Raw genomic sequence first — 22,866 nt, 5'->3', positions numbered from 1 at the left:
GCACCCGCGGCGCGATGGGTTTGAAAACCCATCCTACGGGTGTCGGACTTGCGAAACGCCATTCCGTGGTGTGAAATGTCGGGCATCGGGGCAGGGGAGGGCCAGATGACCAGTTTCACATTCAACACCACCGGCGCGATCCGCCAGGACCCGGGCGGCGCCGCCCGGCTGGGCGCCTTGCTGACCGATATGCCGGCCCTGGGGGCCGCTCCCGGGGGGGCGGCCCCCGTGCCGCTGCTCTTCATCACCGATCCGGGCATCATGTCCCTGGGCCTGGCCGATGCCGCGCTGGCCGATCTGGCCCGCGCCGGTTTTGCCGTCAAGCTCTTCGACCGGGTCGCGCCCGACCCCAAGGCCGACACCGTCCTGGCCGCCGCTGCCCTGGCCCGCGAGACCGGCGCGGCGGGCGTGGTGGGCTTTGGCGGTGGCTCGTCGATGGATGTCGCCAAGGTCGCTGCCCTGGCCGCCCGGTCGGATCAGCCGCTGGACGAGATGTATGGCCTGGGCCTGGCCCGCGGCCAGCGCCTGCCGCTGGTCCTGGTGCCCACGACCGCCGGCACCGGGTCCGAGGTCACCATGGTCTCGATCCTGACCACCGGCACCTCGGAGAAGAAAGGCGTCGTCTCGCCCCTGATCCTGCCCGACCTGGCCCTGCTGGATGCCGATCTGACCCTGGGCCTGCCCCCGGCCATCACCGCGGCCACCGGGGTGGATGCCATGGTGCATGCGATCGAGGCCTATACCTCGGCCTCGGCCAACAACAACCCGCTCAGCCGGATGCTGGCCTGCCAGGCGCTGGACCTGCTGGGCGCCAACATCCGCACCGCCGTGACCGACGGAGGCAATCTGGCTGCCCGGTCCGACATGCTGCTGGGCGCGATGCTGGCCGGCCAGGCCTTTGCCAATTCGCCCGTCGCTGCGGTCCATGCCCTGGCCTACCCGGTAGGTGCGCTGTTCCACGTGCCGCACGGCCTGTCCAACGCGCTGGTCCTGGCCCAGGTCATGCGGTTCAATGCCCCGGCCTGCGCCGCGGACTATGCCGCCCTGGCCCCGCATGTGTTTCCCGATATCGACCGGGACCGCGACAGCCAGGCCATCGCGGCCGAGCTGATCGACCGGCTGGCCGCGCTGAACACCGAGCTGGGCCTGCAACCGGGGCTGCGCGGGGTGGGCATTGGCGAAGGTGATATCGACCGGCTGGCTGCGGATGCGATGAAGCAGACCCGGCTGCTGGTCAACAACCCCCGGCCGGTGACCGAGGAGCACGCCCGGCAGATCTATCGCGCCGCGCTTTGAGCCCGTTGCCTCTGCCCCAGCCTTCCCTTTGAACAAAACGGACCAAATCCCTGCCATGGCCGACCGACCCCCGCGCGCGACGCGCGCCGATTACGCAGAATTCGTGCCCCTCCAGACCCGTTGGATGGACAACGACATCTATGGCCACATGAACAACGTGGTCCATTATTCCCTGTTCGACACGGCGGTGAACGGCTGGCTGATGGACCACGGTCTGCTCGATCCCAAGACCTCGGAGAGCTATGGGCTGGTCGTCGAGACCGGCTGCCGATATCACGCCGAGCTGGCCTTTCCCGGCTGGGTCGATGCCGGGCTGAAGGTGGCCAAATTGGGCACGTCGTCAATACGTTACGAGATCGGACTCTTTGCCCGGGGCGTGGACGAGGCCGCGGCCGAAGGGTTTTTCGTGCATGTCTACGTGGCCCGCGGATCGCATCGGCCCGTGCCCATCGACGCGGATCGCCGGGCGATCCTGGGCCGGCTGGTGCTGGGCTGACCGGCCCCGGGCAGGCCGGGCGGGACGGGCCGCGGGGCCAAGAATCCTTGCCCTGGTATGTCATGCGACATAATCTGGTCGCGATTGCACCAGCCATGCTCGGGGAGGGGCGGGCGGATGCCGCAAAGAGGCGACGGGCGCAACCCCGGCGAACAGGGGGTATGGGCCAAGTGACTGCAAACGAGCCCGGAAATCACCGTGTGCACGACATGCCCGGCCACCTGATCCGGCGGCTGCACCAGATCTCGATGGCCATGTTTCACGAGCGGATCGCGGCGCTGGGGCTGGACCTGACGGCGGTGCAATACGGCGCGCTTTCGGTGCTGGCCGAACGGCCGGGCATCGACCAGGCCACGCTGGCCGGGCTGATCGCCTATGACCGGGCGACGATTGGCGGGGTGGTCGACCGGCTGGAGACCAAGGGGTTGATCTCGCGCCAGGTGTCCATGCGCGACCGGCGCGCGCGCGAGCTGAACCTGACGCGCCGGGGCGCCCGGGTGCTGGCCCGGGTCGAGCCCGAGATCAGTGATGTGCAGGGCGCGATCCTGGCCAGCCTGGCGGATGGCGAACGGACGGAATTCATGCGTTGTCTCAAGCTTTTGACGGATGCGGGGAATATCCAGAGCCGGGCACCGCTGGTGCGGCCCGAAGACCGCTGAGGTCTGTTTCGCGGGCCCCGCCAGCGCCGCTCATCCGCCCTGGCAGGCGGTCTCGCATGACAGTTTCATGACCCTCCCTTGCGCGCCGGCAGCGCCGCGGCTAGGGCGCTGATGCGGGTCAGATGGGGATTGGTCCATGTCGGTTCAGATGTCGGGGCTGGGCAAGAGCATCCGGGGCAACCGGGTGATCGACGGGGTGGATGTCACCCTTGCGCCGGGCGAGTTCTTTGTCGTGCTCGGCCCGTCGGGCTGCGGGAAATCCACGTTGCTGCGGTTGGTTGCGGGGCTGGAAACGCTCGACCGGGGCGAGATCCGGCTGGACGGCCGCCCGGTGTCGGGGCCGGGCCTGCACGTGCCGCCCGAGGCCCGCCAGGTGGGCGTGGTGTTCCAATCCTACGCGCTCTGGCCGCACATGGATGTGCTGGGCAACGTGGCCTTTCCGGCCGAGGCGGCGGGCCGGTCGCGGGCCGAGGCCCGGCGCGGGGCGATGGCCCATCTCGACACGGTGGACCTGGGAGCGCTGTCGGGGCGTATGCCGGCGGAACTGTCGGGCGGCCAGCGCCAGCGCGTGGCGCTGGCCCGCTGCCTGGCGGGTGGGGCCAGCACCGTGCTGATGGATGAGCCGCTGGCCAATCTCGACCCGCATCTGCGCGGGCGGATGGAAACGGAGATCACCCGGTTCCACCGCGAGGCCGGGGGCACGACGATGTATGTCACCCATTCCCAGCGCGAGGCCATGGCCCTGGCCGACCGGATCGCCGTGATGTGGGGCGGGCGGTTCCTGCAGGTCGCCCCGCCGCAGGAGATCCACGACCGCCCGGCCACAGAGGAGGTCGCCCGGTTCATCGGCCGGGCCGCGCTGCTGGATGCCGTGGCCGGCGGTGGGCAGGCCGTGGCGGGGCCGGTGTCGGTGGCCTGCCCGGGGCGCGAGGGGCCGGTGCGGCTGGTGGTGCGCCCGGGTGACGTGGTGCTGGGAGAGGGCCTGCCCGGGCGGGTCGAAAGCGCGTTCTACCGCGGCGGCGGATGGGAGGCGCTGGTCCGGGTCGAGGGCCTGGCCGAGCCGCTGCCGGTCAGCGCCGCCGTGCCGCTCCGCGACGGTGACACCCTGGGCGTGCGGCTGACCCGGGCCTGGGCGCTGCCCGCCGCCGGGTGAGAATTTTCCGGAGAAAATTCTTGTTCGCCCCGGGCATGGCCGGGCCTTACATCCGCCAGGGCACGACCCCGGGGGGCAGGTGCCGCCCGGCCCGGTCCAGCGCGGCCATCAGCGCAACGGTGGCCACGACCGTCACGCAGGACATCGCCGCGGCCAGGGTGGTATAGCCCCCGTCTTCATAGTTGAAGATCGCCGTGCCGATGGTCTCGTTGCCGGCCGACCACAGCAGCGCCGAGACGGTGACCTCGTTATAGGCCGTCAGGAACACCAGGATCGCGCCCGATGCGGCGGCCGGGGCGACCACAGGGGCCAGGATGCGGCGCAGGCGCAGGCCGAACCCCGCGCCCGACACCCGGGCGGCATCGTCCAGGGCCGGGTCCAGCTGGGCAAAGGCCGCGACAACCGGTTTCAGGGCGATCGACAGGAAGGCCGTAAGATAGGCGAGGAAGATGATGGCCAGGGTGTTGTAGAGCGACAGGCCGACCACGGGCAGCGGCCGGATGAAAGCCAGGATGAAGGCGATGGATATGACCAGCCCGGGGATGGCATAGCTCATGTCCGCCCCGCCCGAGACCAGCGCGGCGACGGGCCGGCCGGCGCGGTTGCGCCCGGGTCGGGCCAGGAACATGCCGGTCAGCACCGACACCGCGGCCAGCACCAGCGCTGCGGCCCCGGCCGTCAGCGAGGAATTGACAAAGGCCCGGGCGGTGGCCGCCTGGCGAAAGAGGATCTCGGCGAAATTGTCGAAAGTGACGGTCTGGGCTGTCAGGGGCAGGCCGTAGGTGCGCACCAGGGCCGTGGCCAGCAGGGCCGACAGGGGCAGGACCAGCGTGGCCAGGATATAGACGCCCAGCCCGGCTTCGACCGCCGGGCGCCAGCGGCCCAGGGCGATGCGCAGGGGCGGCTGGGGCGGGCCGGTGACATGGGCGCGAAACCGGCGTTGCAGGGCCATCTGCAGGATGATGGCCAGCCCGGCGACAATGGCCAGCAGGATCGAGATCACGGCCACGTCGGTCAGCACCGACGGCCCGAAGCTGGACAGCCGCCGCCAGATCAGCACGGGCAGGGTGGTATAGCGCGCGGGAATGCCCAGGATGGCCTGGATGCCGAAATTGCCCAGGGCCGAGACAAAGGCCAGCATGAAACCGGCCAACAGCGTCGGGGCCAGCAGGGGCAACAGCACCCGGCGCAACAGGCGCAGCGGCCCGGCGCCCGAGATCCGCGCGGCCTCGGACATTTCGCGCGGGATGGCGCGCAGGGCGGCCAGCACGACAAGGATGACCAGCGGCGTATGCTGGAAGGTCAGCAACAGCATGACCCCGAAGGCCGAATAGAGCGGATGCGGCGTGCCGGGCGGCGGGGCGATGCCCAGCCAGCCCAGCACCGGGCTGCCCGGGCCCATGGCCTGCACCCAGGCAATGGCCGTGACCTGGGGCGGGATCATCATCGGCAGCAGCAGCAGGAAGATCGCCGTGCCCTTCATCCGTACGTCGGTCAGGCCCAGGGCCAGGGCCAGCACCGTGCCCAGCACCAGCGCGCCCAGGCCCGAGACGGCGGCGCTTTCGAACGACCGCCAGGCCGCGCGCCGGACCGAGCCGCTTTGCAGGGCCTCGGCCAGCGGGCCCAGCGAGGGCAGGCCGGCATCGCTGAGCCCGACCTTGGCCAGCAGGCCAAGGGGCAGGGCAAAGAGCACCAGGAAGAAAAGGAGAAGCGCGGCGAGGGACATTGCCTCGCCGCGCGACAGGTCTTGCAGGCGGGTCAAGAGGTCAGCCGCCGAAGATGTCCAGGAACTTCTGCTTGTTGGCCTGGTCCTCGGCCAGCGCCTTGGCCGGGTCGAAATCCATCAGCTTGATGTCGGACAGGGCCGGGAACCCGGCCGGGGCGGCCACGTCGGGATGCGCCGGCAGGTAGCCCATCGATGCGGCCAGTTCCTGGCCTTCGGTCGAGATGAGGAAATCGACAAAGGCCTTGGCGGCCTCGGGGTTGCGGGCCGTCGACAGGATGGCCACCGGTTCGGTCACGGCCGACACGCCTTCCTCGGGGAAGACAAATGCCACCGGCGCGCCGTTGGACAGCTCGCGGATGGGCAGGAAATCGACGACGAAACCGTACAGCTTCTCGCCTCCGGCCACGGCCTTGTAGACCCCGCCGTTGCCGCCCTGCGGGTTGGTGCCCTGGTCGGCCAGGCCCTGGTAGAGATCCCAGCCCAGGTCGGGGTTCGAGGTCAGCGCGGCCATGTGGATCGTCGCGGCGCCCGAGGTCAGCGGCGAGGGCATGACGATCTGGCCCTTGGCTTCGGGCTTGAGCAGGTCGTTCCAGGAGGTCGGGACCATTTCGGCCGACGTGTTGTAGACGATGCCGGTGGTGATCAGCTTGGTCGAGAAGTAATGGCCCTCGGCATCCATCAGCTGGTCGCCATAGGCCGAGGTATCAGCCTCGGGATAGGCCATCAGCCGGCCCTCGGCTTCCAGCCCTTCCATGGTGACCATGTCGGCGATCAGCAGGACGTCGGGCTGGGGCTGGCCGGCTTCGAATTCGGCGGCCAGCTTGCCCATGACCTTGGTCGTGCCATCGCGGAACCATTCGACCTCGACGTCGGGATATTTCGCGGTGAAGGCGTCGACGGTCTGCTGGGCGTCGGCATTGGGCTGCGAGGTGTAAAGGACCAGCTTGCCCGACGGATCGGCCATGGCGGTGCCGGCAAGGCCCGCGACCAGCGCGGACAGAAGAAGCGTCGTTTTCATGTGTTCATCCCCAAGTCGGTGGCGCCCCGAGGAGGCGGGGCGGCTATTGGGGCGGGGTAGCAGCGATGTATTGCAGTTTCTTGACAGAGCAGGATGACGTGGGCGTTGCGTCGTCCGACGGGTCCGACGGGTCCGACGGGTCCGACGGGTTGGGCTGGTCCGACAGGTCCGATACGCCCGAGACGTCCGGCGTGAACGAGGCGACCAGCGTGAACGAGGCGACCAGCGTGAATGAGGTGCCCGAGATGTCCGCTAAGACCGACAGTGTCGACACGGTTGGCCCGTCCGATACGGCCGACAGGTGGGAGACATCGGACGCGGCTGGCCTGCCTGAAGGGATCAGCACCTACGATATGTTCGGCTCGCCTGACGCGTCAGACACACCCCACATGTCCAGCATGTCCGACCCACCCGCCGCGGCTGACCCGACCGTTTTGTTGGTCCGGGCCCCGGCGCGGTCCGTGAGCTCGCGCCGCCAAATTGCTCGGCAGGGGGCTGGGCTCGACGCGGGCCAGCGTTCGGCAAGATGCGGCCCGGGATGGGCGGCGGGACGGGACTGGCGCGGCCCATACGCCAGCGCCATGGGACCTGCCCGATGTGGGGCATGAGGCGACCGGGTTCGGTGATCGGCAATGTGCGGCTCGGCACGGGCAGTGGCTGGTCCGGGTAAAGGAGCGGCGGCGGGTGGGGATCTTGACCTGCGCCCCGAATCGTAACATATAAAGTTACATGAAAAGAGACAGCCGCCTTTCCTCGGTCCTGCATGCGCTGCTGCACATGGCCGACCATGACGGGCCGATGACATCCGACATGCTGGGCCAGTGCCTGGGTGCCAACCCGGTGGTCGTCCGTCGGACGATGGGCCTGTTGCGCAAGGCCGGGCTGGTGCAATCCGAACGGGGTCATGCCGGGGGCTGGCGCATCTCGGCCGACCTGTCGGCGGTCACCCTGCGCCACCTGCACGAGGCCCTGGGCGAACCGGCGATCTTTGCCATCGGCAACCGCAACGAGACGCCCGAATGCCTGGTCGAGCAATCGGTCAATGCCGCGCTCGACGGGGCCTTTGCCGAGGCCGAGGCCCTGTTGCTGGATCGGTTCGCCGGCGTGACGCTGGCGGATCTGTCGCGCGATTTCACACGGCGGTTCGACGCACGCCGCCAATCGAAGGACTGAAGGACAGGACAATGACCCATGACGTGATCGTCGTCGGGGGCAGCTACGCCGGAATGGCCGCCGCCCTGCAGCTTCTGCGTGCCCGCCGCAAGGTGCTGGTGATCGACGCGGGGCTGCGCCGCAACCGCTTTGCCAGCCACAGCCACGGCTTCATCGGCCAGGATGGCATCGACCCGGCCGAGATCGCCCGCAGCGCCCGGGCGCAATTGATGCGCTATCCCACCCTGACCTGGGTCGAGGGCACGGCGCATACGGCCGAGGGCGCCCGGGATGACTTTGCCGTAGGCACCGACACCGGGGTGACACACCGGGGCCGCCGGCTGCTGTTCGCGACCGGGGTGCGGGACATCCTGCCCGACATTCCCGGGCTGGCCGAGCGCTGGGGGCGGTCGGTGTTTCACTGCCCCTATTGCCATGGGTACGAGCTGGACCAGGGCGAGATCGGCGTGATTGCCACCGGGCCGATGTCGGTGCACCAGGCCCAGCTTCTGCCGGAATGGGGGCGGGTCACCTTCCTGCTGAACGGCACGGAGGGGCCGGATGCCGAGGCCCGGCGGATGCTGGAGACCCGGGGCGTGACCATCGAGGAAGGGCCGATCACGGGCCTGTCGGGCACGGCCGACGTGACCCTGGCCGATGGCCGCAGGCTGGGCTTTGCGGGGCTCTTCACGGCCTCGACGACCCGCCCGGCCACGCCCCTGGCCGAACAGATGGGCTGCGAGACAACCGAGAACGCCATGGGCCGGATGATCCGCACCAACGAGGCCAAGGAAAGCTCGGTCCCCGGGGTCTTTGCCTGCGGCGACGTCGCGCGCATGCCCCATTCGGTGTCGCTGGCCGTGGGGGACGGGGCCTGGGCCGGGGCGCAGATCCATCGTTCGCTGGTCTGGCCGGACGGCTGAAGGTGCTGATCGGGCGGGGCGGATTGACCCGGCCGGTCGGTCTGACCGGGTCGGTTCGGTTGACGCGGTCGGTCGGTCCTACACGCAGGGTCGGGTTGTCCGGGCGGGTTGGGGTGGATGCGCGGGCAGGAGTGGATGCGCGGGCCGGTTTGATCGGGCAGGTCGGTTAGATCGGTATGTGGGGTTGACCGGGCGGCTTGGAGTGACTGAGAGGGCTGAAGTGACTGCGCGGGCCGGGGCGATCGGGTGGGCCGGGACGATCGGGCGGGTTGGGCTGAACGGCGGACCGGATTGACCGGGCGGGTCGGGGTGACCGGGCGAGCCGGCCTGAACGGGCCGGGGCTGAACGAACGGGCCAGGTCGGCCGGAGTGTCAGGAATGACCGGCCGAGCCCGGGGGCGTTCAGAACTCGACTTCGAGTTCGACCACCTCGTCGGGTTCCTGCAGTGCCGCGTTGCACCATTCGGCCATCGGCTCCCAGGCAAAGACCGCCTGGCAATAGGCTTCCAGCTCGGGCTCCATCTCGACGGCATAGGTGCGGAACCGGGTGCAGACCGGGGCATACATCGCATCGGCCATGGTCGGTTCGCCGAACAGGAACGGCCCGCCATGGGCGTCCAGGCATTCCGACCAGATCTCCTTGACCCGGGCCACGTCGGGCCGGGCGCCCGAGAAGATCTTGAACGACTGGTGGCGCGCCTTGATGTTCATCGGCAGGGCCGACCGCAGGTTGTAGAACCCCGAATGGATCTCGCCCGAGATCGACCGGCAATGTGACCGGGCCTTGCTGTCTTCGGGCAGAAGACCGGCCATTGGTGAAATTTCGTGCAGATATTCGGCAATCGCCAGCGTGTCCCAGACCTCGACATCGCGATGGGACAGGCGCGGCACCCGGACCGAAGGCGACAGAAGCAGCAATTCCTGCCGGTTTTCCGGGTCATCCACGTCGACGACCTTCTCGTCGAAATCGATGCCGGCCATCCTGCACAAAAGCCAGCCACGCAGGGACCACGAGGAATAATTCTTGGAAGAAATCGTCAGTGTCGCACGGCCCATGTCCCGTCCCTCGCTGCAATTCTGCGACGCAGATAATTTATGTCGCAGTGCAGCATGAAACGGACTAGGCTTTTTGCCAAGGGAGAATTCTGCGGGCACGGATAAGGAAACTGACATGCTTTACCAGTTTTACCAGTTCCAGGATGACCTCATTGCGCCGATGCGGGCCATGGCCCGGACGATGCGGCTGGATGGCTGGGCGGGGTGGGGCGCCTGGAACCCGGCGGTGCCGCATACCGATGCCTGGCTGGAAATGATCGCCCGGTTCCGGCTGACCCACCACAGCCCCGGCTTCAACATTCCCTCGGTCATGGTCGGCAACCGCGAGGTGGCCGTGCGCGAGGAAGTGACGCTGGACCTGCCTTTCGGCGAGCTGCGCCATTTCGCCAAGGACATCGACACGCCGCAGCCGCCCGTCCTGGTCGTGGCGCCGCTGTCGGGCCATTTCGCGACCCTGCTGCGCGGCACGGTCGAGGTGCTGTTGCGCGACCACGATGTCTATATCACCGATTGGAAGAACGCCCGCGACGTGCCGCTGTCGGCGGGGGAGTTCGGGGTCGAGGATTACGTCGCATACCTGATCCGCTTCCTCGAAGAGATCGGGCCGGGGGGCAACCTGCTGGCGGTCTGCCAGCCCTGCGTGCAGGCGCTGATTGCCGTGGCGGTTATGTCGAAGGACAAGAACCCGGCCACGCCGCGGACGATGACCCTGATGGCCGGGCCGATCGACGTGCGCGAAAGCCCGACGACGGTGAACGAGCTGGCCTTCGACAAGCCCTACGAGTGGTTCGAGAAGAACGTCATCGCCGAGGTGCCCAGCCGTTATGCCGGGGCAGGGCGCAAGGTCTACCCGGGGTTTGTCCAGCTGACGGCCTTCATGGCGATGAACATGGATCGCCACCGCGACCAGCACAACAAGCTCTATCGCCACCTCGCCCGGGGTGAGATGGCCGAGGCCATGAAGATCAAGGATTTCTACGACGAGTATTTCGCCGTGCTCGATCTGACGGCCGAATTCTACCTGGAAACCATCGACCGGATCTTTCAGCGTGCCGAGCTGGCCAAGGGCGAATTCACCTATCGCGGCGACCTGGTCGACCCGGGCGAGATCCGCCAGACCGCGCTTCTGACCGTCGAGGGCGGGCGCGACGACATCTGTTCGCTGGGCCAGACGGCGGCGGCCCATGACCTCTGCCGGTCGCTGCGCCCGCATCTGAAACGCCACCACCTGCAGGCCAATGTCGGCCATTACGGCGTGTTCAACGGCCGGCGCTGGGAACGCGAGATCTATCCGGTGGTGCGCAACATGATCCTGGCGATGGAATGACCTAGCCGGCCGCCCGCAGGTGGCCGTCGCGGATGACCCGGGCCATGGCTTCGTGGGCCTCGGCCGGCAGGCCGTTGCAGATGGCCTTGGCGATCAGGCGGTGATTGCCGGCCACTTCGGCCCGGGCGTCCAGAAAGCTGGCCTCGGGCTCCTTGAGAAACAGCGAATACAGCGCCGTCTGCACGATATGGCCCAGCGATTGCAGGAAACGGTTGTCCGACAGGACCAGCACCTGCTGGTGGAATTCGTAATCGGCCACGACGAAATCGGCCCGTGTCCGGGCATCGGCCAGCCGGTCGCACAGCCCGAAGAGCCGCGTGCAATCGGCATCATTGGCCTGGCGCGCGGCCTGGGCAGCGGCGGCGGGCTCGAATATCAGGCGGATTTCCAGCAATTCCTCGTAGAACCGCCCGGGGTTCTTCATCGAGGTATGCCAGCGCAGCACGTCCTCGTCGAAGAGGTTCCATTCCGCCGCCGGGCGCACATGGGTGCCGACCTTGGCCTTGGACTGGATCAGCCCCTTGGCCGCCAGGGTCTTCTTGGCCTCGCGCACGACGGTGCGCGAGACGTCGAACATCTCGCACAGGTCCGGGTCCAGCGGGATCATGGATTCCGCCGGGTATTCGCCCGCCACGATGGCCCGGCCGATCTGCTCCACCACGAAATTCGTGTGGTTGGACGCCCGTTCCAGCCGCGCGCCGGGCGAGACCAGTGTCATGATTGCGTGGCGAAGCCAGTCGCGGTTTTCCTGCGCGCCGTTGTTGCCCAAGTCAGTCCCTTCTGGAGCAGGATGAAAGCGAAGAGCAGTCCGCCGATGACGATCTTTGTCCACCAGCTCGACAGGCTGCCGTCGAAGACGATGTAGGTCTGGATCAGACCCATGATGAGAATGCCGAAGAACGTTCCGGCGACAAACCCGTACCCCCCGCTCAGCAGGGTCCCCCCGATCACGACCGCGGCAATGGCATCCAGCTCGACGCCCACGGTGGCCAGCGAATAGCCCGCTGAGGTGTAGAGCGAAAAGACGATGCCGGCCAGCCCGGCCAGCCCGCCGGACACGGCGTAGATGCCGACGGTGGTGCCGGCCAGCGGCACGCCCATCAGCCGGGCCGTGGCCGCACCGCCGCCCAGGGCATAGACGTTCTGGCCAAAGCGCGTGCGGTGCAGGACGATGCCGGCAACGACGAAGGTCAGGATCATCAGCCCGCCGATCAGTCGAAAACGCCCGCCCGAGGGGGCCTTCCAGTAGACATCTTTCAGCACGTCATAGAAGGCATGGTCGATCGGCACGCTGTCGGTCGACAGCACGTAGGCCGCGCCACGGGCCAGGAACATGCCGGCCAGGGTGACGATGAAGGGCGGCATTTCCAGGTAGTGGATCACCGCCCCCATGGCCGCGCCGAAGGCCGTGGTGATGCACAACACCAGCACAAAGGCCGTCAGCGGATGGATCGAGGTGTCGCGCAGGATCACGGCCAGGAAGACCCCCGAGAAGGCGATGACCGACCCGACCGACAGGTCGATGCCCCCCGACAGGATGACAAAGGTCATGCCCACGGCGACGATGCCCAGAAAGGCGTTGTCGGTCAGCAGGTTGGCCACGACCCGGGTCGAGAACATCGACGGGTACTGCATGCCGCAGAGCGCATAGGCCAGCACGAAGGTGGCCAGGGTGACCATCAGGGGCAGGTGGTGGGAGCGGATCATCATTGTTCCTCCTGCGGGCGCGGCGCGACATCGGCCCGGGCCTTGAAGGCCCGCGGCCCGGCCGCGCGCAGCATGTAGACGGCATGGCCGACCTTGGGCGACTGGATGACAAGGATGGCCAGGATCAGCAGGGCCTTGATCACCAGGTTGAATTCGGGCGGCATGCCCGACAGCAGGATGACCGAATTGACCGACTGGATGATCAGCGCGCCCAGCAGCGAGGCCACGATGGAAAACCGGCCTCCCAGCAGGGAATTGCCGCCGATCACCACGGCCAGGATGGCATCCAGTTCCAGCCACAGCCCGGCGTTGTTGGCATCCGCGCCCTTGATGTCGGCGGCCACGATGACCCCGGCCAGCGCCGCACAGAGGCCCGAGACCAGGTAGACCGAGACCAGCAGCACCCGGGCGTTGATACCCGCCAGCCGCGACGAGGCCTGGTTGACCCCGATGGATTCGATCAGCAGGCCAAGCGCCGTGCGCCGGACCAGCCAGGCGGCAAAGGCGCCCAGGGCGATCCACAGGATGATCGGCGTCGGCACGCCCATGATCGTGCCCGCGCCCAGCCGGATCAGGCCGGGGTTGAGAAAGGTCAGGATGGTGCCTTCGGTGATCAGCTGGGCGATGCCCCGGCCGGCCACCATCAGCACCAGCGTGGCCACGATGGGCTGGATGCGCAGCACGGCCACCAGCACCCCGTTCCACGCCCCGCAGATCGCGCCCACGGCCAGCGCGCCGATCAGCGCGGTGACCCAGCCATGGCCGTCGACGACGATGCTGGCAGCCGTCGCCCCGGCGATGGCCATGACCGCGCCGACCGACAGGTCGATCCCCCGGGTGGCGATCACAAGGGTCATGCCGATCGACAGCAGGGCCACCGGCGCGCCCCGGTTCAGCACGTCGATCAGGTTGCCGAACAACCGGCCGTTCTGGAATTCGATGCGGAAGAAATCGGGAAAGACCAGCACGTTGAGCACAAGCGCACAGGCCAGGATGACCAGCTGGGGCAGGATGCGGCGAAAGGTCGATGTGGTCGTGCCGGCCATCACGAGGCCTCCTGCAGCGGTTCGTCCGCGATGGCATGGACGATGTTATGGGCGGTGATCCGGCTGCCCGTCAGCTCGCTGACCTGGCGGCGGTCGCGCAGGACGATGACGCGCGAGGAATAGGCCACCAGCTCTTCCAGCTCGGACGAGGCGACCAGCAGGGCCATGCCCTGTTCGCGCAGCGATTCGATCAGCGCGATGATCTCGGCATGGGCACCCACGTCGATGCCCCGGGTCGGTTCGTCGAGGATCAGGAAATCGGGCGAGGTGGCCAGCCAGCGGGCCAGAAGGGCCTTTTGCTGGTTGCCGCCCGACAGCAGGCGGATCGGCATGTCGAGGCTGGCCAGCCGGATATCCAGCGCCTTGACGTAATGCTCGGCGATCTCGTTGACCTTGGCCCGGGGGATCGGCCGCGACCAGCCTTGCCGCGCCTGCAGCGCCAGGATGATGTTGTCGCGCACCGACAGGTCGCCGACGATGCCGTCGGTCTTGCGGTCCTCGGGGCACAGCGCGAAACCCTGGGCCACGGCCTCGCGCGGGTTGGTCACGCGGATCTCGCGGCCGTCGCGCAGGATGCGGCCCTGGTCGGCTGGCACCGCACCGAAGATCAGGTTGGCCGTCTCGGTCCGCCCCGATCCCAGCAGCCCGGCCAGGCCGACGACCTCGCCCTTGTGGATCTGCATGCTGGCCGGGTCCAGCATGCCCGATTTCGCCAGCCCGTCGATCTCGATCAGCAATTCGCCCACCCGCGACGGCGCCCGGTCATGCACCCGGGCTTCCAGCTGGCGGCCCAGCATCAGCGTCACGATGTCCTTCTGGCTGACGCCTTCCAGCGTGCGCGTTCCGACGACCCGGCCGTTGCGCAGCACGGTCGCCCGGTCCGAAATGTCGAAGACCTGGTCGAGGAAATGGGTGATGAACACCACGGCCAGACCGCGGTCCTTCAGCCGGCGGATGACCGAGAACAGCAGCTGCACCTCGTCGCGGTCGAGCGAGGCGGTGGGTTCGTCGAGGATCAGCACCTTGCCCGACATCTCGACCGCCCGGGCAATGGCCACGACCTGCTGGACGGCCACCGAATAGGCCGTCAGCGGCTCGCCGGGGTCGATGTCCAGCCCGTAATCGCCCAGCACCCGCCGGGCCTCGGCCACCATGCGGCGGCGGGCCAGCAGGCCCATGCGCATCGGCTGGCGGCCCAGGAAGAGGTTCTCGGCCACGGTCAGGTTGGGCAGCAGGTTGACCTCTTGGTAGACCGTCCCGATGCCCAGTTTCTGGCTGTCCTGGGTCGAATGGGGGTCGATCGCTTCGCCATCCAGCACGATCGTGCCGCCGTCGCGCCGGTAGACCCCCGTGAGGCACTTGATCAGCGTCGACTTGCCCGCGCCGTTTTCGCCCAGAAGGGCATGGACTTCACCGGGGTAGAGCTTGAGCTCGACATCGTCGAGCGCCACCGCGCCGGGAAAGAACTTGGACACGCCGCTGGCGTGCAGCATCACTGTTTGATCGTCTGTCATCGGTCCGCCTCGTGGCCGCCGGCCCGGGGGCCGTGGCAATGGGGGAATGCGCGGGGGCGGGCCCCCGCGCGGCCCGGCTCAGTAGCCGAGATCCTTCTTCATCTCGTAGATCGACTGGTTGTCGTCCGAGGCGGTGAAGAGCTTGGATTCCGTCTGGATCCATTTCGGCGGCACGGTGCCATCGGCCAGGTAGGCTTCGAGCGCGTCCAGCGCCGGGCCGGCCATGTTGGGCGTCAGCTCGATCGTGGCGTTCATCTCGCCCTGGGCAATGGCCAGGTGGGCGTCGGGCACGGCGTCGATGGCGACGATCTTGATGTCTTCGCCCGGTTTCAGCCCGGCTTCCTTGATGGCCTGGATCGCGCCGACGGCCATGTCGTCGTTATGGGCATAAAGCGCGCAGATGTTCTCGCCGCCCTCGGCCTTGAGGAAGCTTTCCATCACGACCTTGCCCTGGCTGCGGGTGAAATCGCCGGTCTGGCTGCGCACGATTTCCAGGTTGGCGTGGCCGTCGATGCCCTGTTCGAAACCGGTCTTGCGGTCGATGGCCGGCGACGAGCCGGTGGTGCCCTGAAGCTCGACGATGCGGCAATCGCTGTCGCCCATCTCGGAGACCAGCCATTCGCCGGCCACCTTGCCTTCGTGCACCAGGTCCGAGGTCACGGCCGTCAGGTACAGATCGTCCGAGGCATCGACGGTGCGGTCCAGCAGGATGACCGGAATATCGGCATCCTGGGCTTCTTCCAGAACCTCGTCCCAGCCGGTGGCCACGACGGGGGCGATCAGGATGGCGTCAACGCCCTGGGCGATGAAGGACCGGATCGCCTTGATCTGGTTTTCCTGTTTCTGCTGGGCATCCGCGAATTTCAGCTCGATCCCGCGTTTCTCGGCTTCCTGCCGGGTGACCGTCGTCTCGGCCGCGCGCCAGCCGGATTCCGATCCGATCTGCGAAAAGCCGATGGTGAGATCGGCGGCATGGGCGACGATGGGCGACAGGGCAACGGCGCTCGCCATGAGCGTGGCCTTGATGTTCATCTGGTTCTCCTCCCTTTGAACATGCCGTGTTGGCGCGAGGTATTAAGTATTACTTTATGGCTTTTGTAAACCGGATTCGTGCGGTTCCGTGATCGGTGTTCGCGTTAAAGCTGTGGCCGGCTCGTCCAGGCCGGACGCGATCTGGCATGTGAAATGGCCTGCGCGAGGCGGGGGCTTGCGGTGAGTTTTTACGGCTGGGGTAAGGGCAGTCATGGTGCGCAACCGAGGCGGACATGGCGCGCCAAGGGCGAGGAAGATGTGGTGATTTCGGGCGCTTGTGGCGGGTGCCCAGGCCCGAGGCAGGGGAGCAGAGGCGGCGACAGGGCGGTACGTTTTGGCGACAGGGGCAGGGTGTGCCGGGCGACGGGCGTCATCCGGTGCCGGGGCTGATGTGTCTGAGCGGTCTTGAGGCGCCCGCTTCGCCCCGGCGGGGCAGGGGCAAGTTGCCCGGTGGGTTTTCCTCTGTCCCTGTGTTGACCCAATGCAGTTTGCCCGGACCGCTTTGCCCAGTGCCTGCCCTTGGTATCCTCCCTGCTGCGCTCGCCCTCTGCATCCGCCATGGCGTCTCCCTTGCGGCCTACCTTTTGTAAAGCGACCTTTACAGCTGTCGCGGTCACGCCTATTGTAAAGCAAGCTTTACAATACCCGTCCCGAGGTGACCCCATGCCCCGTCGTCTGTTCCAATTGCTGCTCAGCCTGGCCGCCTATGTCGCCGTACTGGTCGTGTCGCTGCGCCTGCTCTCCGGCGGAGTGTCCTCGACCGCCGGCCAGCTGGTCCTGACACTGGCCCCGATGATCCCGGCCGCGGCCATGTGCCTGGTCATCATCCGCACCCTGACCGATATCGACGAATTCCAGCGCAAGCTGCAGTTCGACGCGCTGGCCATGGCCTTTGCCGGCACCGCCCTGCTGACCTTTTCCTACGGGTTCCTCGAAAACATCGGCTATCCCCGCCTGTCGATGTTTGCCGTCTGGCCGCTGATGGCCGGGCTCTGGGGGCTGGGCCTGGTGCTGGGCCACCTGCGCCATAGATGAGAAACGATATCGCCGATCTGCGCCAGGACCGGGGCTGGTCGCAATCCGAACTGGCCCGGCGGCTGGATGTCTCGCGCCAGACCGTCAACGCCCTGGAACGCGGCCGCTATGATCCCAGCCTGCCGCTGGCCTTTCGTATCGCCGGCCTGTTCGGCCGCCCGATCGAACAGATCTTCCACCCCGATCCCGACTGACCCGCCGATAATCGCGCCCGGGGGGCGGCCGGGCCGGGGATGCCGCTTGATACGGCCCGCGCCATGTCGCACAACGGGGCAAAAGCCGGAGGCCGTCACATGTCCGAACATCTTACGATCGTCGATCACCCGCTGGTCCAGCACAAGCTGACCCTGATGCGCGACAAGGACACGCCGACGTCCGAATTCCGCCAGCTCCTGCGCGAGATCACGCTGCTGCTGGCCTACGAGATCACCCGCGAATTGCCGATGACGACCAAGCCCATCGACACCCCGGTCGAGGAAATGGACGCGCCGGTCATCGCCGGCAAGAAGATGGCCGTTGTATCGATCCTGCGGGCCGGCAACGGCATGCTCGACGGCGTGCTCGAACTGGTGCCCTCGGCCCGGGTGGGCTTTGTCGGGCTGTACCGCGACGAGGCCACGCTGCAGCCGGTGCAATATTACTTCAAGGTGCCCGAAGGCCTGGACGACCGGCTGGTCATTGCCGTCGATCCGATGCTGGCCACGGGCAATTCCTCGGCCGCGGCGGTGGACCTGCTGAAACAGGCCGGGGCCAAGGACATCCGATTCCTCTGCCTGCTGGCCGCGCCAGAAGGCGTCGCGCGCATGAAAGAGGCCCATCCAGACGTGCATATCGTCACCGCGTCGGTCGACAAGAAGCTGAATGACAAGGGCTATATCGTGCCCGGGCTGGGCGACGCCGGAGACCGCATGTTCGGCACCAAGTGACCATGGCACACCGCTTTACTGGTCCGCGGTTTTCCGGCATCATCGGCCTACATCTTGTGGGGGCAACGATGCGCGTTACGAAACCTGTCGCCGGTCTGCTGCTGTCGGCCTGTCTTGTCGCTCCGGCCCAGGCCCAGAGCCTGCGCAACGGGTCGATGCCGGCCGAGTTTCCGCCGGCGTCCTACACGGGCAACCAATATGTCGACAGCCGGGGCTGCGTCTATATCCGGGCGGGTATCGATGGAGCGGTGACCTGGGTGCCGCGCGTGTCGCGCGATCGCAAGCTGGTCTGCGGCTACAAGCCGACCAGCACCACGGCCACGGCCCAGACCGCGCCGTCGGGCGGGGGGCAGCAGGTCGAACAGATCACCCTGGCCCCGGCCGATGCCGCGCCGCAGGACACAACGACCACCGCCCGCACGACCACCGGCACGACCACGACCGGGACAACGTCGAATACCACCGCCAGCGCCGCCCCGGCGCCGAAACCGGCGGTCGATCCGTTCACCGCGCTCTTCGGCACGCCGTCGGGCCGCACGCCGTCGCCGGCCCCGCCGCCGACCGTTTTCGAGACCACGAAATCCGAACCGGCTCCGGCCCAAACACAGGCCCCGGCGCGGGCCGTTGTCCCGCCGACGACCTTTGCCACCGCGCCGACCAATGTCTACCGCGCGCCGCCGGCTCCGGCCCCCGTGCCGCGCACGACTGCCGCCGCGCCGGTGGCCGCCGCATCCGCGCCCGCCGTGGCCACGACAACGACCCCCACGCGCAGCACCGCCGTGCCCACGGCGCGTCCGGCGCCCGCGACAACGGCCAGCACCTGCCCGGGCGCCTCGGCGCTGAGCCAGCAATACATCTCCAACGGCAGCCGGCTGGCCGTGCGCTGCGGCCCGCAGGACGAGGCCCCGGTGACCCGTGTCATCGACGCCGCCAGCCTGCCGCCGGGCACCCGGGCCATCCCCCGGCATGTCTGGGAAGAGCGGGCCAACGCGATGAACCTGCCGGTGCCCGAGGGCTATCGTTCGGTCTGGGAAGATGACCGGCTGAACCCGCAACGCGGCGTGCGCACCCTGGCCCCGGCCAGCCAGCGCGCGCCCCAGGTGCCGGCGGGTTACCGGCCGGCCTGGGAGGACGACCGGCTGAACCCGATGCGCGGCGTGACCAGCGCGGCGGGCAATGCCCAGACGGCGGCGATCTGGAACGACGACGTGCCGCGCACGCGGGCCGTGCCGGTGCCCGCCGAAGTGGCCATGGCCCGCACCGACCGGGTGCAATCGGCCGACACGGTGCTGAAGGACGCCCAGGTGCGGCGGGTCGGCACCACCACCCGGACCACCACGTCGAGCCCGCCTCGCCGGATCGATTCCGTGCGCACCGATACCGTCGGCAAGGTCCGCCAGGCGCAACCGCAGCCCCAGGCCGTGGCGCCGCAATACGTGCGGGTCGGGGCGTTCAATTCCGATGCCGAGGCGCGCCGGGCGGCGCAGCAGCTGGCGCGGCGCAGCGGGCTGACCATGCGGCTGGGCACGGCGACCAAGGGCAGCCGGACCTACAAGCTGGTGCTGGCCGGGCCCTTTACCTCGGATGCCGCGGCGCAATCCGCCCTGGGCAAGGTGCGCGGCGCCGGCTATTCGGGCGCGCGCATCACCCGCTGATCGCCGGGCGGCGCGGCTGTTCCGCTGGACGACACGCATCGGGGCGGGTGGCAATGTTCCACCTGCCCTAAGAGGCGGAGGACGCACCGGGCAGGTGCCCGAGGCCCGCCTGTCCTGCAAGAGCGCGGTTTCTATTGCGTTGGTGAAGGTAGGGCGGGGCTGGCCCCGCCGCTCGGGCCATACGCAGCGCGCAACGGATCCATGCCGCGCCCGCCTGACCAAAGAACGTCAGGCATCGGGACGGGGCATCCATGCCTTCCCGCAGGGGCAAAGGCGCAGTGGACACCGCGCCGGGCGCAGGGCCCATGTCACAGCAGCGCCCGGCACGCCCGATCTTGCCGGCCAGTCAGCTCAGCGCGAATAATCCGACCTCATTCCGACAGGCAGATGTTCTGCAACAGCACCCAGTCGCGGTCGGTCATGACCGGCGGCGCGGCCTGGCCGGCGGTGGGATCGGCCTCGATCAGGCCCAGCACCGTCTCGCCGCTGGCGTCGCGGTCATAGGCATACGGCGCCGTTGTCACCCGGGCCTTGGCAAAGATGTCCAGCAGGATGGCCTCGTCCGGGTCGGGCCGGGGCCGGGTCAGCACGTGTTCGGCATAGTCGCTCAGCGTCTCCTCGGCCAGGGCGCCGGTGGTCAGCAGCCGGAACGAGGCCGCCGGCCCGCCAAAGCTGAGCAACTCGTCGAGCGGGTCGCGCTGCGCGGCCCGGGCCTTTTCGGCCAGCATGTAGCCGGCCAGGATCGCCGGGTCCTCGTGATCCTCGATCAGCCGCCGGTTCACCAGCATCAGCCCGCCGGGCAGCAACAGCGCATCGCGCACGCCCTCGGGCATCACGGCGATCTGGCGCAGCTGGGTCCGCAGGGCCAGCCGGTGCAGCGGCGCCCCGGCCGTATTCTGGGCACAGGCCCGGCCCGTCATGCGCTCCAGCCGGCCCATCAGCGCCTCGCCGATGTCCTGGCGCTTGATCGACGGCACCACGGTCACGGCCTGGCGCTTCAGCGCGCCGGGCAGCCAGAACACCCCCAGCCCGGCCACGATGGCCACCGACAGCACGACCGACAGCACGCGCAGCCGCCCCGGCCGGGGGCGGGCGCGGTCGATGGCCCGGCGCAGGGTGTCCATGGCCTCGATCATCTCGGCCTCGGATTCGGCCAGTTCCAGCGTCTCGCCGGGATCGCCGTCGGGATGAAAGATCGCCGGCCGTTCGCCCGGGTTCTGGCGGATCACGGCGGCCAGCGACCAATGGGTCAGGGCCCGGTCGTTGAGATCGGTGATCACAAGCGTGGCCTCGCCCAGCGACACGATGACTTCGCGTCTCTGGTCGTCGGGACTGGCCCGCCAAAGCCCCGTGGCTTCGATCCGTTGGTACCGGGTGAGCGCGGTCATCGGGATGGGGTCTGCTGCCTCATTGTTTTGGCCGAGCTTATCACGGCTCTCGCGTGGGCGGCAAACATACTCCGGTCACAGCGCCTTGGCGATGGCGCGCAGTTCGAACTTCTGGATCTTGCCGGTCGAGGTCTTGGGGAGTTCCTGAAAGATCACGTGCTTGGGCGCCTTGTAATGGGCGATACGCGCCCGGGCATGGGCGATCAGCCCGGCCTCGTCGGCCTCGGCGCCGTCCTTCAGCTCGATGAAGGCACAGGGCACTTCGCCCCATGTCTCGTCCGGCCGGGCCACGACGGCGGCCAGCGACACCGCCGGGTGATCCATCAGCGCGGCCTCGACCTCGACGGACGAGATGTTCTCGCCGCCCGAGATGATGATGTCCTTGGCCCGGTCGGTGATCTGGACATAGGTGTCGGGGTGCTGGATGGCGATGTCGCCGGAATGGAAATAACCGCCGCGAAAGGCCTCGGCCGTGGCCTCCGGGTTCTTGTAATAGCCCTTCATCACGCCGTTGCCCTTGAAGACGATCTCGCCGTCGGCGGTGGCATCCATGGGGATCTGGTCCATGTTGGCGTCGACGACGGTGACGTCTTCCATGAAGGGCATGGCCACGCCCTGCCGCGCCTTGGCCCGGGCCCGGTCGGTGCCGGTCAGGCGGTCGAGCCCCGGACCCCAGGTGCATTCGGTGGCAGGCCCATAGACCTCGGTCAGCCCGTAGACATGGGTGACGTTGAACCCCATCGGCTCGATCTTGGCCAGGGTGGCCGGGGCCGGCGGGGCGCCGGCGGTAAAGACCTCGACCACGTGGCCGAAATCGCGGCGCTCGTGGCGCGGGGCGTTGATCAGCATGTTCAGCACGATGGGTGCGCCGCCGAAATGGGTGACGCCTTCGTCGGCGATGGCCGCAAAGATCGCCGGGGCGGTGATGTCGCGGCAGCAGACGACGCAGCCGCCGACCATGGGCATCATCCAGGTGTGGCACCAGCCGTTGCAGTGAAAGAGCGGCACGATGGTCAGGTAGCGCGGGCGCTGGACCATGTTCCAGCTGATCACCTGGCCCATGGCGTTCAGGTAGGCGCCGCGGTGGGAATAGACCACGCCCTTGGGCTTGCCCGTGGTGCCCGAGGTATAGTTGAGCGCAAGGCTTTCCCATTCGTCCTCGGGCATGATCCAGCCTTGGGCCGGGTCGCCCCCGGCGAGCAGGTCGTCATAGCAGCGGTGACGGCCGGTGGCAGGGTGGCCATGGGCCGCGTCGGGCACTTCGACGATCACCGGGCCGGGGCCGTCCATCGCGGCGATGGCCGCTTCGGCCAGGGGGATGAACTGGCTGTCGACAAGCACCACCTTCGCCTCGCCATGGGAGAAGATATAGGCCACCGTCCCGGCATCGAGCCGGGTGTTGATGGCATTGAGCACGGCACCGCAGGCCGGCACACCGAAATGGGCCTCGGCATGGGCGGGGATGTTGGGCAGGATCGTGGCCACCACCTGGCCGGGGGTGACTCCCATGGCGGCCAGGGCCGAGGCCAGCCGGGTGACGCGGTCGATGTATTCGGCATAGGTCTTGCGGTGGTCGCCGTAGACCACGGCCGGTTCGTCCCGGTAGACCGCCGCCGCCCGGCGCAGGCCCGACAGCGGGGTCAGCGGCACGTGGTTGGCCTCGCATTTGTCCAGCCCGGTCTCGTCGCTCATCCAGCCCATGGTTTTCCTCCCTGCCGATGCGATCTATTGTCCTGACAAGGCAGCATAATGCGGGG

22 protein-coding genes are annotated in these 22,866 nt (G+C 68.2%); 11 read left to right on the top strand and 11 right to left on the bottom strand.

Features of this window, described 5'->3' with window-relative positions; genetic code table 11:
- Positions 1 to 105: 105 nt before the first annotated feature.
- The 4 genes from ACK3BB_RS18855 (at position 106) to ACK3BB_RS18840 (ending at position 3,604) form a co-directional block, all read left to right on the top strand.
- Positions 106 to 1,296: an iron-containing alcohol dehydrogenase gene (locus ACK3BB_RS18855; RefSeq protein ID WP_428926184.1), complete on the top strand. Its 1,191-nt coding sequence runs from the start codon at positions 106 to 108 to the stop codon at positions 1,294 to 1,296.
- A 55-nt stretch (positions 1,297 to 1,351) separates the two neighbouring features.
- Positions 1,352 to 1,792 carry an acyl-CoA thioesterase gene (locus ACK3BB_RS18850; protein ID WP_428926183.1) on the top strand — a complete coding sequence of 147 codons (441 nt, stop codon included), beginning with the start codon at positions 1,352 to 1,354 and terminating at the stop codon, positions 1,790 to 1,792.
- 209 nt (positions 1,793 to 2,001) lie between these two features.
- Positions 2,002 to 2,451 (top strand): MarR family winged helix-turn-helix transcriptional regulator, encoded by a 450-nt coding sequence (locus tag ACK3BB_RS18845; RefSeq protein WP_428928766.1) that lies wholly within the window; start codon positions 2,002 to 2,004, stop codon positions 2,449 to 2,451.
- A 136-nt stretch (positions 2,452 to 2,587) separates the two neighbouring features.
- Positions 2,588 to 3,604 carry an ABC transporter ATP-binding protein gene (locus ACK3BB_RS18840; protein ID WP_428926182.1) on the top strand — a complete coding sequence of 339 codons (1,017 nt, stop codon included), beginning with the start codon at positions 2,588 to 2,590 and terminating at the stop codon, positions 3,602 to 3,604.
- A gap of 46 nt (positions 3,605 to 3,650) precedes the next feature.
- On the opposite strand, the gene ACK3BB_RS18835 is transcribed toward ACK3BB_RS18840, so the two are convergent.
- From ACK3BB_RS18835 to ACK3BB_RS18825, 3 genes are read right to left on the bottom strand one after another with little or no spacing between them, the layout of a single operon-like run.
- Positions 3,651 to 5,366, bottom strand: coding sequence for an ABC transporter permease (locus ACK3BB_RS18835; RefSeq protein WP_428926181.1), 1,716 nt, complete (start codon positions 5,364 to 5,366; stop codon positions 3,651 to 3,653).
- A 4-nt stretch (positions 5,367 to 5,370) separates the two neighbouring features.
- Positions 5,371 to 6,348 carry an ABC transporter substrate-binding protein gene (locus ACK3BB_RS18830; protein WP_428926180.1) on the bottom strand — a complete coding sequence of 326 codons (978 nt, stop codon included), beginning with the start codon at positions 6,346 to 6,348 and terminating at the stop codon, positions 5,371 to 5,373.
- Between the two features lie 43 nt (positions 6,349 to 6,391).
- Positions 6,392 to 6,622, bottom strand: a complete 231-nt coding sequence (locus tag ACK3BB_RS18825; protein ID WP_428926179.1) for a hypothetical protein — start codon at positions 6,620 to 6,622, stop codon at positions 6,392 to 6,394.
- A 455-nt stretch (positions 6,623 to 7,077) separates the two neighbouring features.
- Between ACK3BB_RS18825 and ACK3BB_RS18820 the strand changes: the two genes are divergently transcribed.
- Positions 7,078 to 7,521: an RrF2 family transcriptional regulator gene (locus tag ACK3BB_RS18820; RefSeq protein WP_428926178.1), complete on the top strand. Its 444-nt coding sequence runs from the start codon at positions 7,078 to 7,080 to the stop codon at positions 7,519 to 7,521.
- 11 nt (positions 7,522 to 7,532) lie between these two features.
- Positions 7,533 to 8,423, top strand: a complete 891-nt coding sequence (locus tag ACK3BB_RS18815) for an NAD(P)/FAD-dependent oxidoreductase (protein ID WP_428926177.1) — start codon at positions 7,533 to 7,535, stop codon at positions 8,421 to 8,423.
- A gap of 402 nt (positions 8,424 to 8,825) precedes the next feature.
- Here the strand turns inward: ACK3BB_RS18815 and ACK3BB_RS18810 are convergent, their stop codons facing one another.
- Complete coding sequence (locus ACK3BB_RS18810) at positions 8,826 to 9,479, bottom strand: glutathione S-transferase family protein (protein WP_428926176.1); 654 nt, start codon at positions 9,477 to 9,479, stop codon at positions 8,826 to 8,828.
- 115 nt (positions 9,480 to 9,594) lie between these two features.
- Here ACK3BB_RS18810 and ACK3BB_RS18805 point away from each other — a divergent pair, with 115 nt between their 5' ends.
- Positions 9,595 to 10,806 carry a polyhydroxyalkanoate depolymerase gene (locus ACK3BB_RS18805; protein WP_428926175.1) on the top strand — a complete coding sequence of 404 codons (1,212 nt, stop codon included), beginning with the start codon at positions 9,595 to 9,597 and terminating at the stop codon, positions 10,804 to 10,806.
- A gap of 1 nt (position 10,807) precedes the next feature.
- Here the strand turns inward: ACK3BB_RS18805 and ACK3BB_RS18800 are convergent, their stop codons facing one another.
- From ACK3BB_RS18800 to ytfQ, 5 genes are all read right to left on the bottom strand, one after another.
- Entirely contained in the window at positions 10,808 to 11,524 is a 717-nt protein-coding gene (locus tag ACK3BB_RS18800) for a FadR/GntR family transcriptional regulator (protein ID WP_428926174.1), read from the bottom strand.
- Positions 11,521 to 12,513, bottom strand: a complete 993-nt coding sequence (yjfF, locus tag ACK3BB_RS18795) for a galactofuranose ABC transporter, permease protein YjfF (protein WP_428926173.1) — start codon at positions 12,511 to 12,513, stop codon at positions 11,521 to 11,523. The genes ACK3BB_RS18800 and yjfF overlap by 4 nt, the downstream gene beginning before the upstream one ends.
- Positions 12,513 to 13,559 carry an ABC transporter permease gene (locus ACK3BB_RS18790; RefSeq protein WP_428926172.1) on the bottom strand — a complete coding sequence of 349 codons (1,047 nt, stop codon included), beginning with the start codon at positions 13,557 to 13,559 and terminating at the stop codon, positions 12,513 to 12,515. Before ACK3BB_RS18790 ends, yjfF begins: the two co-directional genes overlap by 1 nt.
- Positions 13,559 to 15,073, bottom strand: a complete 1,515-nt coding sequence (locus ACK3BB_RS18785) for a sugar ABC transporter ATP-binding protein (protein WP_428926171.1) — start codon at positions 15,071 to 15,073, stop codon at positions 13,559 to 13,561. The genes ACK3BB_RS18790 and ACK3BB_RS18785 overlap by 1 nt, the downstream gene beginning before the upstream one ends.
- Before the next feature lie 78 nt (positions 15,074 to 15,151).
- Positions 15,152 to 16,105 carry a galactofuranose ABC transporter, galactofuranose-binding protein YtfQ gene (gene ytfQ, locus ACK3BB_RS18780; protein WP_428926170.1) on the bottom strand — a complete coding sequence of 318 codons (954 nt, stop codon included), beginning with the start codon at positions 16,103 to 16,105 and terminating at the stop codon, positions 15,152 to 15,154.
- Between the two features lie 663 nt (positions 16,106 to 16,768).
- Between ytfQ and ACK3BB_RS18775 the strand changes: the two genes are divergently transcribed.
- From ACK3BB_RS18775 to ACK3BB_RS18760, 4 genes are all read left to right on the top strand, one after another.
- Positions 16,769 to 17,140, top strand: coding sequence for a hypothetical protein (locus tag ACK3BB_RS18775; protein WP_428926169.1), 372 nt, complete (start codon positions 16,769 to 16,771; stop codon positions 17,138 to 17,140).
- Complete coding sequence (locus ACK3BB_RS18770; RefSeq protein WP_428926168.1) at positions 17,137 to 17,334, top strand: helix-turn-helix transcriptional regulator; 198 nt, start codon at positions 17,137 to 17,139, stop codon at positions 17,332 to 17,334. The genes ACK3BB_RS18775 and ACK3BB_RS18770 overlap by 4 nt, the downstream gene beginning before the upstream one ends.
- A 99-nt stretch (positions 17,335 to 17,433) precedes the next feature.
- Positions 17,434 to 18,066: a uracil phosphoribosyltransferase gene (gene upp / locus ACK3BB_RS18765; protein WP_428926167.1), complete on the top strand. Its 633-nt coding sequence runs from the start codon at positions 17,434 to 17,436 to the stop codon at positions 18,064 to 18,066.
- Between the two features lie 68 nt (positions 18,067 to 18,134).
- Positions 18,135 to 19,721, top strand: a complete 1,587-nt coding sequence (locus ACK3BB_RS18760) for an SPOR domain-containing protein (RefSeq protein WP_428926166.1) — start codon at positions 18,135 to 18,137, stop codon at positions 19,719 to 19,721.
- Between the two features lie 371 nt (positions 19,722 to 20,092).
- On the opposite strand, the gene ACK3BB_RS18755 is transcribed toward ACK3BB_RS18760, so the two are convergent.
- Together ACK3BB_RS18755 and ACK3BB_RS18750 are read right to left on the bottom strand one after the other, a co-directional pair.
- Positions 20,093 to 21,109 carry a hypothetical protein gene (locus tag ACK3BB_RS18755; RefSeq protein WP_428926165.1) on the bottom strand — a complete coding sequence of 339 codons (1,017 nt, stop codon included), beginning with the start codon at positions 21,107 to 21,109 and terminating at the stop codon, positions 20,093 to 20,095.
- A gap of 75 nt (positions 21,110 to 21,184) precedes the next feature.
- Entirely contained in the window at positions 21,185 to 22,810 is a 1,626-nt protein-coding gene (locus ACK3BB_RS18750) for an AMP-binding protein (protein ID WP_428926164.1), read from the bottom strand.
- Between the last annotated feature and the right edge of the window lie 56 nt (positions 22,811 to 22,866).

The sequence above is a fragment of the Marinibacterium sp. SX1 genome, from assembly GCF_050389775.1.
In the GTDB taxonomy this organism is placed as follows: Bacteria; Pseudomonadota; Alphaproteobacteria; order Rhodobacterales; family Rhodobacteraceae; genus Marinibacterium.
This window is presented reverse-complemented; position numbering and strand designations above follow the sequence as displayed.

What these genes read in the sequence shown, in the direction of transcription:
- ACK3BB_RS18790 (WP_428926172.1), bottom strand. Translation starts at nt 13,559, where the DNA reads ATGGCCGGCACGACCACATCGACCTTTCGCCGCATCCTGCCCCAGCTG.
- ACK3BB_RS18815 (WP_428926177.1), top strand. Translation starts at nt 7,533, where the DNA reads ATGACCCATGACGTGATCGTCGTCGGGGGCAGCTACGCCGGAATGGCC.
- ACK3BB_RS18840 (WP_428926182.1), top strand. Translation starts at nt 2,588, where the DNA reads ATGTCGGTTCAGATGTCGGGGCTGGGCAAGAGCATCCGGGGCAACCGG.
- ACK3BB_RS18810 (WP_428926176.1), bottom strand. Translation starts at nt 9,479, where the DNA reads ATGGGCCGTGCGACACTGACGATTTCTTCCAAGAATTATTCCTCGTGG.
- ACK3BB_RS18800 (WP_428926174.1), bottom strand. Translation starts at nt 11,524, where the DNA reads ATGACACTGGTCTCGCCCGGCGCGCGGCTGGAACGGGCGTCCAACCAC.
- ACK3BB_RS18785 (WP_428926171.1), bottom strand. Translation starts at nt 15,073, where the DNA reads ATGACAGACGATCAAACAGTGATGCTGCACGCCAGCGGCGTGTCCAAG.
- ACK3BB_RS18850 (WP_428926183.1), top strand. Translation starts at nt 1,352, where the DNA reads ATGGCCGACCGACCCCCGCGCGCGACGCGCGCCGATTACGCAGAATTC.
- ACK3BB_RS18760 (WP_428926166.1), top strand. Translation starts at nt 18,135, where the DNA reads ATGCGCGTTACGAAACCTGTCGCCGGTCTGCTGCTGTCGGCCTGTCTT.
- ACK3BB_RS18845 (WP_428928766.1), top strand. Translation starts at nt 2,002, where the DNA reads ATGCCCGGCCACCTGATCCGGCGGCTGCACCAGATCTCGATGGCCATG.
- ACK3BB_RS18750 (WP_428926164.1), bottom strand. Translation starts at nt 22,810, where the DNA reads ATGGGCTGGATGAGCGACGAGACCGGGCTGGACAAATGCGAGGCCAAC.
- ACK3BB_RS18820 (WP_428926178.1), top strand. Translation starts at nt 7,078, where the DNA reads ATGAAAAGAGACAGCCGCCTTTCCTCGGTCCTGCATGCGCTGCTGCAC.
- ACK3BB_RS18855 (WP_428926184.1), top strand. Translation starts at nt 106, where the DNA reads ATGACCAGTTTCACATTCAACACCACCGGCGCGATCCGCCAGGACCCG.
- ACK3BB_RS18805 (WP_428926175.1), top strand. Translation starts at nt 9,595, where the DNA reads ATGCTTTACCAGTTTTACCAGTTCCAGGATGACCTCATTGCGCCGATG.
- ACK3BB_RS18775 (WP_428926169.1), top strand. Translation starts at nt 16,769, where the DNA reads ATGCCCCGTCGTCTGTTCCAATTGCTGCTCAGCCTGGCCGCCTATGTC.
- upp (WP_428926167.1), top strand. Translation starts at nt 17,434, where the DNA reads ATGTCCGAACATCTTACGATCGTCGATCACCCGCTGGTCCAGCACAAG.
- ACK3BB_RS18770 (WP_428926168.1), top strand. Translation starts at nt 17,137, where the DNA reads ATGAGAAACGATATCGCCGATCTGCGCCAGGACCGGGGCTGGTCGCAA.
- yjfF (WP_428926173.1), bottom strand. Translation starts at nt 12,513, where the DNA reads ATGATCCGCTCCCACCACCTGCCCCTGATGGTCACCCTGGCCACCTTC.
- ytfQ (WP_428926170.1), bottom strand. Translation starts at nt 16,105, where the DNA reads ATGAACATCAAGGCCACGCTCATGGCGAGCGCCGTTGCCCTGTCGCCC.
- ACK3BB_RS18830 (WP_428926180.1), bottom strand. Translation starts at nt 6,348, where the DNA reads ATGAAAACGACGCTTCTTCTGTCCGCGCTGGTCGCGGGCCTTGCCGGC.
- ACK3BB_RS18755 (WP_428926165.1), bottom strand. Translation starts at nt 21,109, where the DNA reads ATGACCGCGCTCACCCGGTACCAACGGATCGAAGCCACGGGGCTTTGG.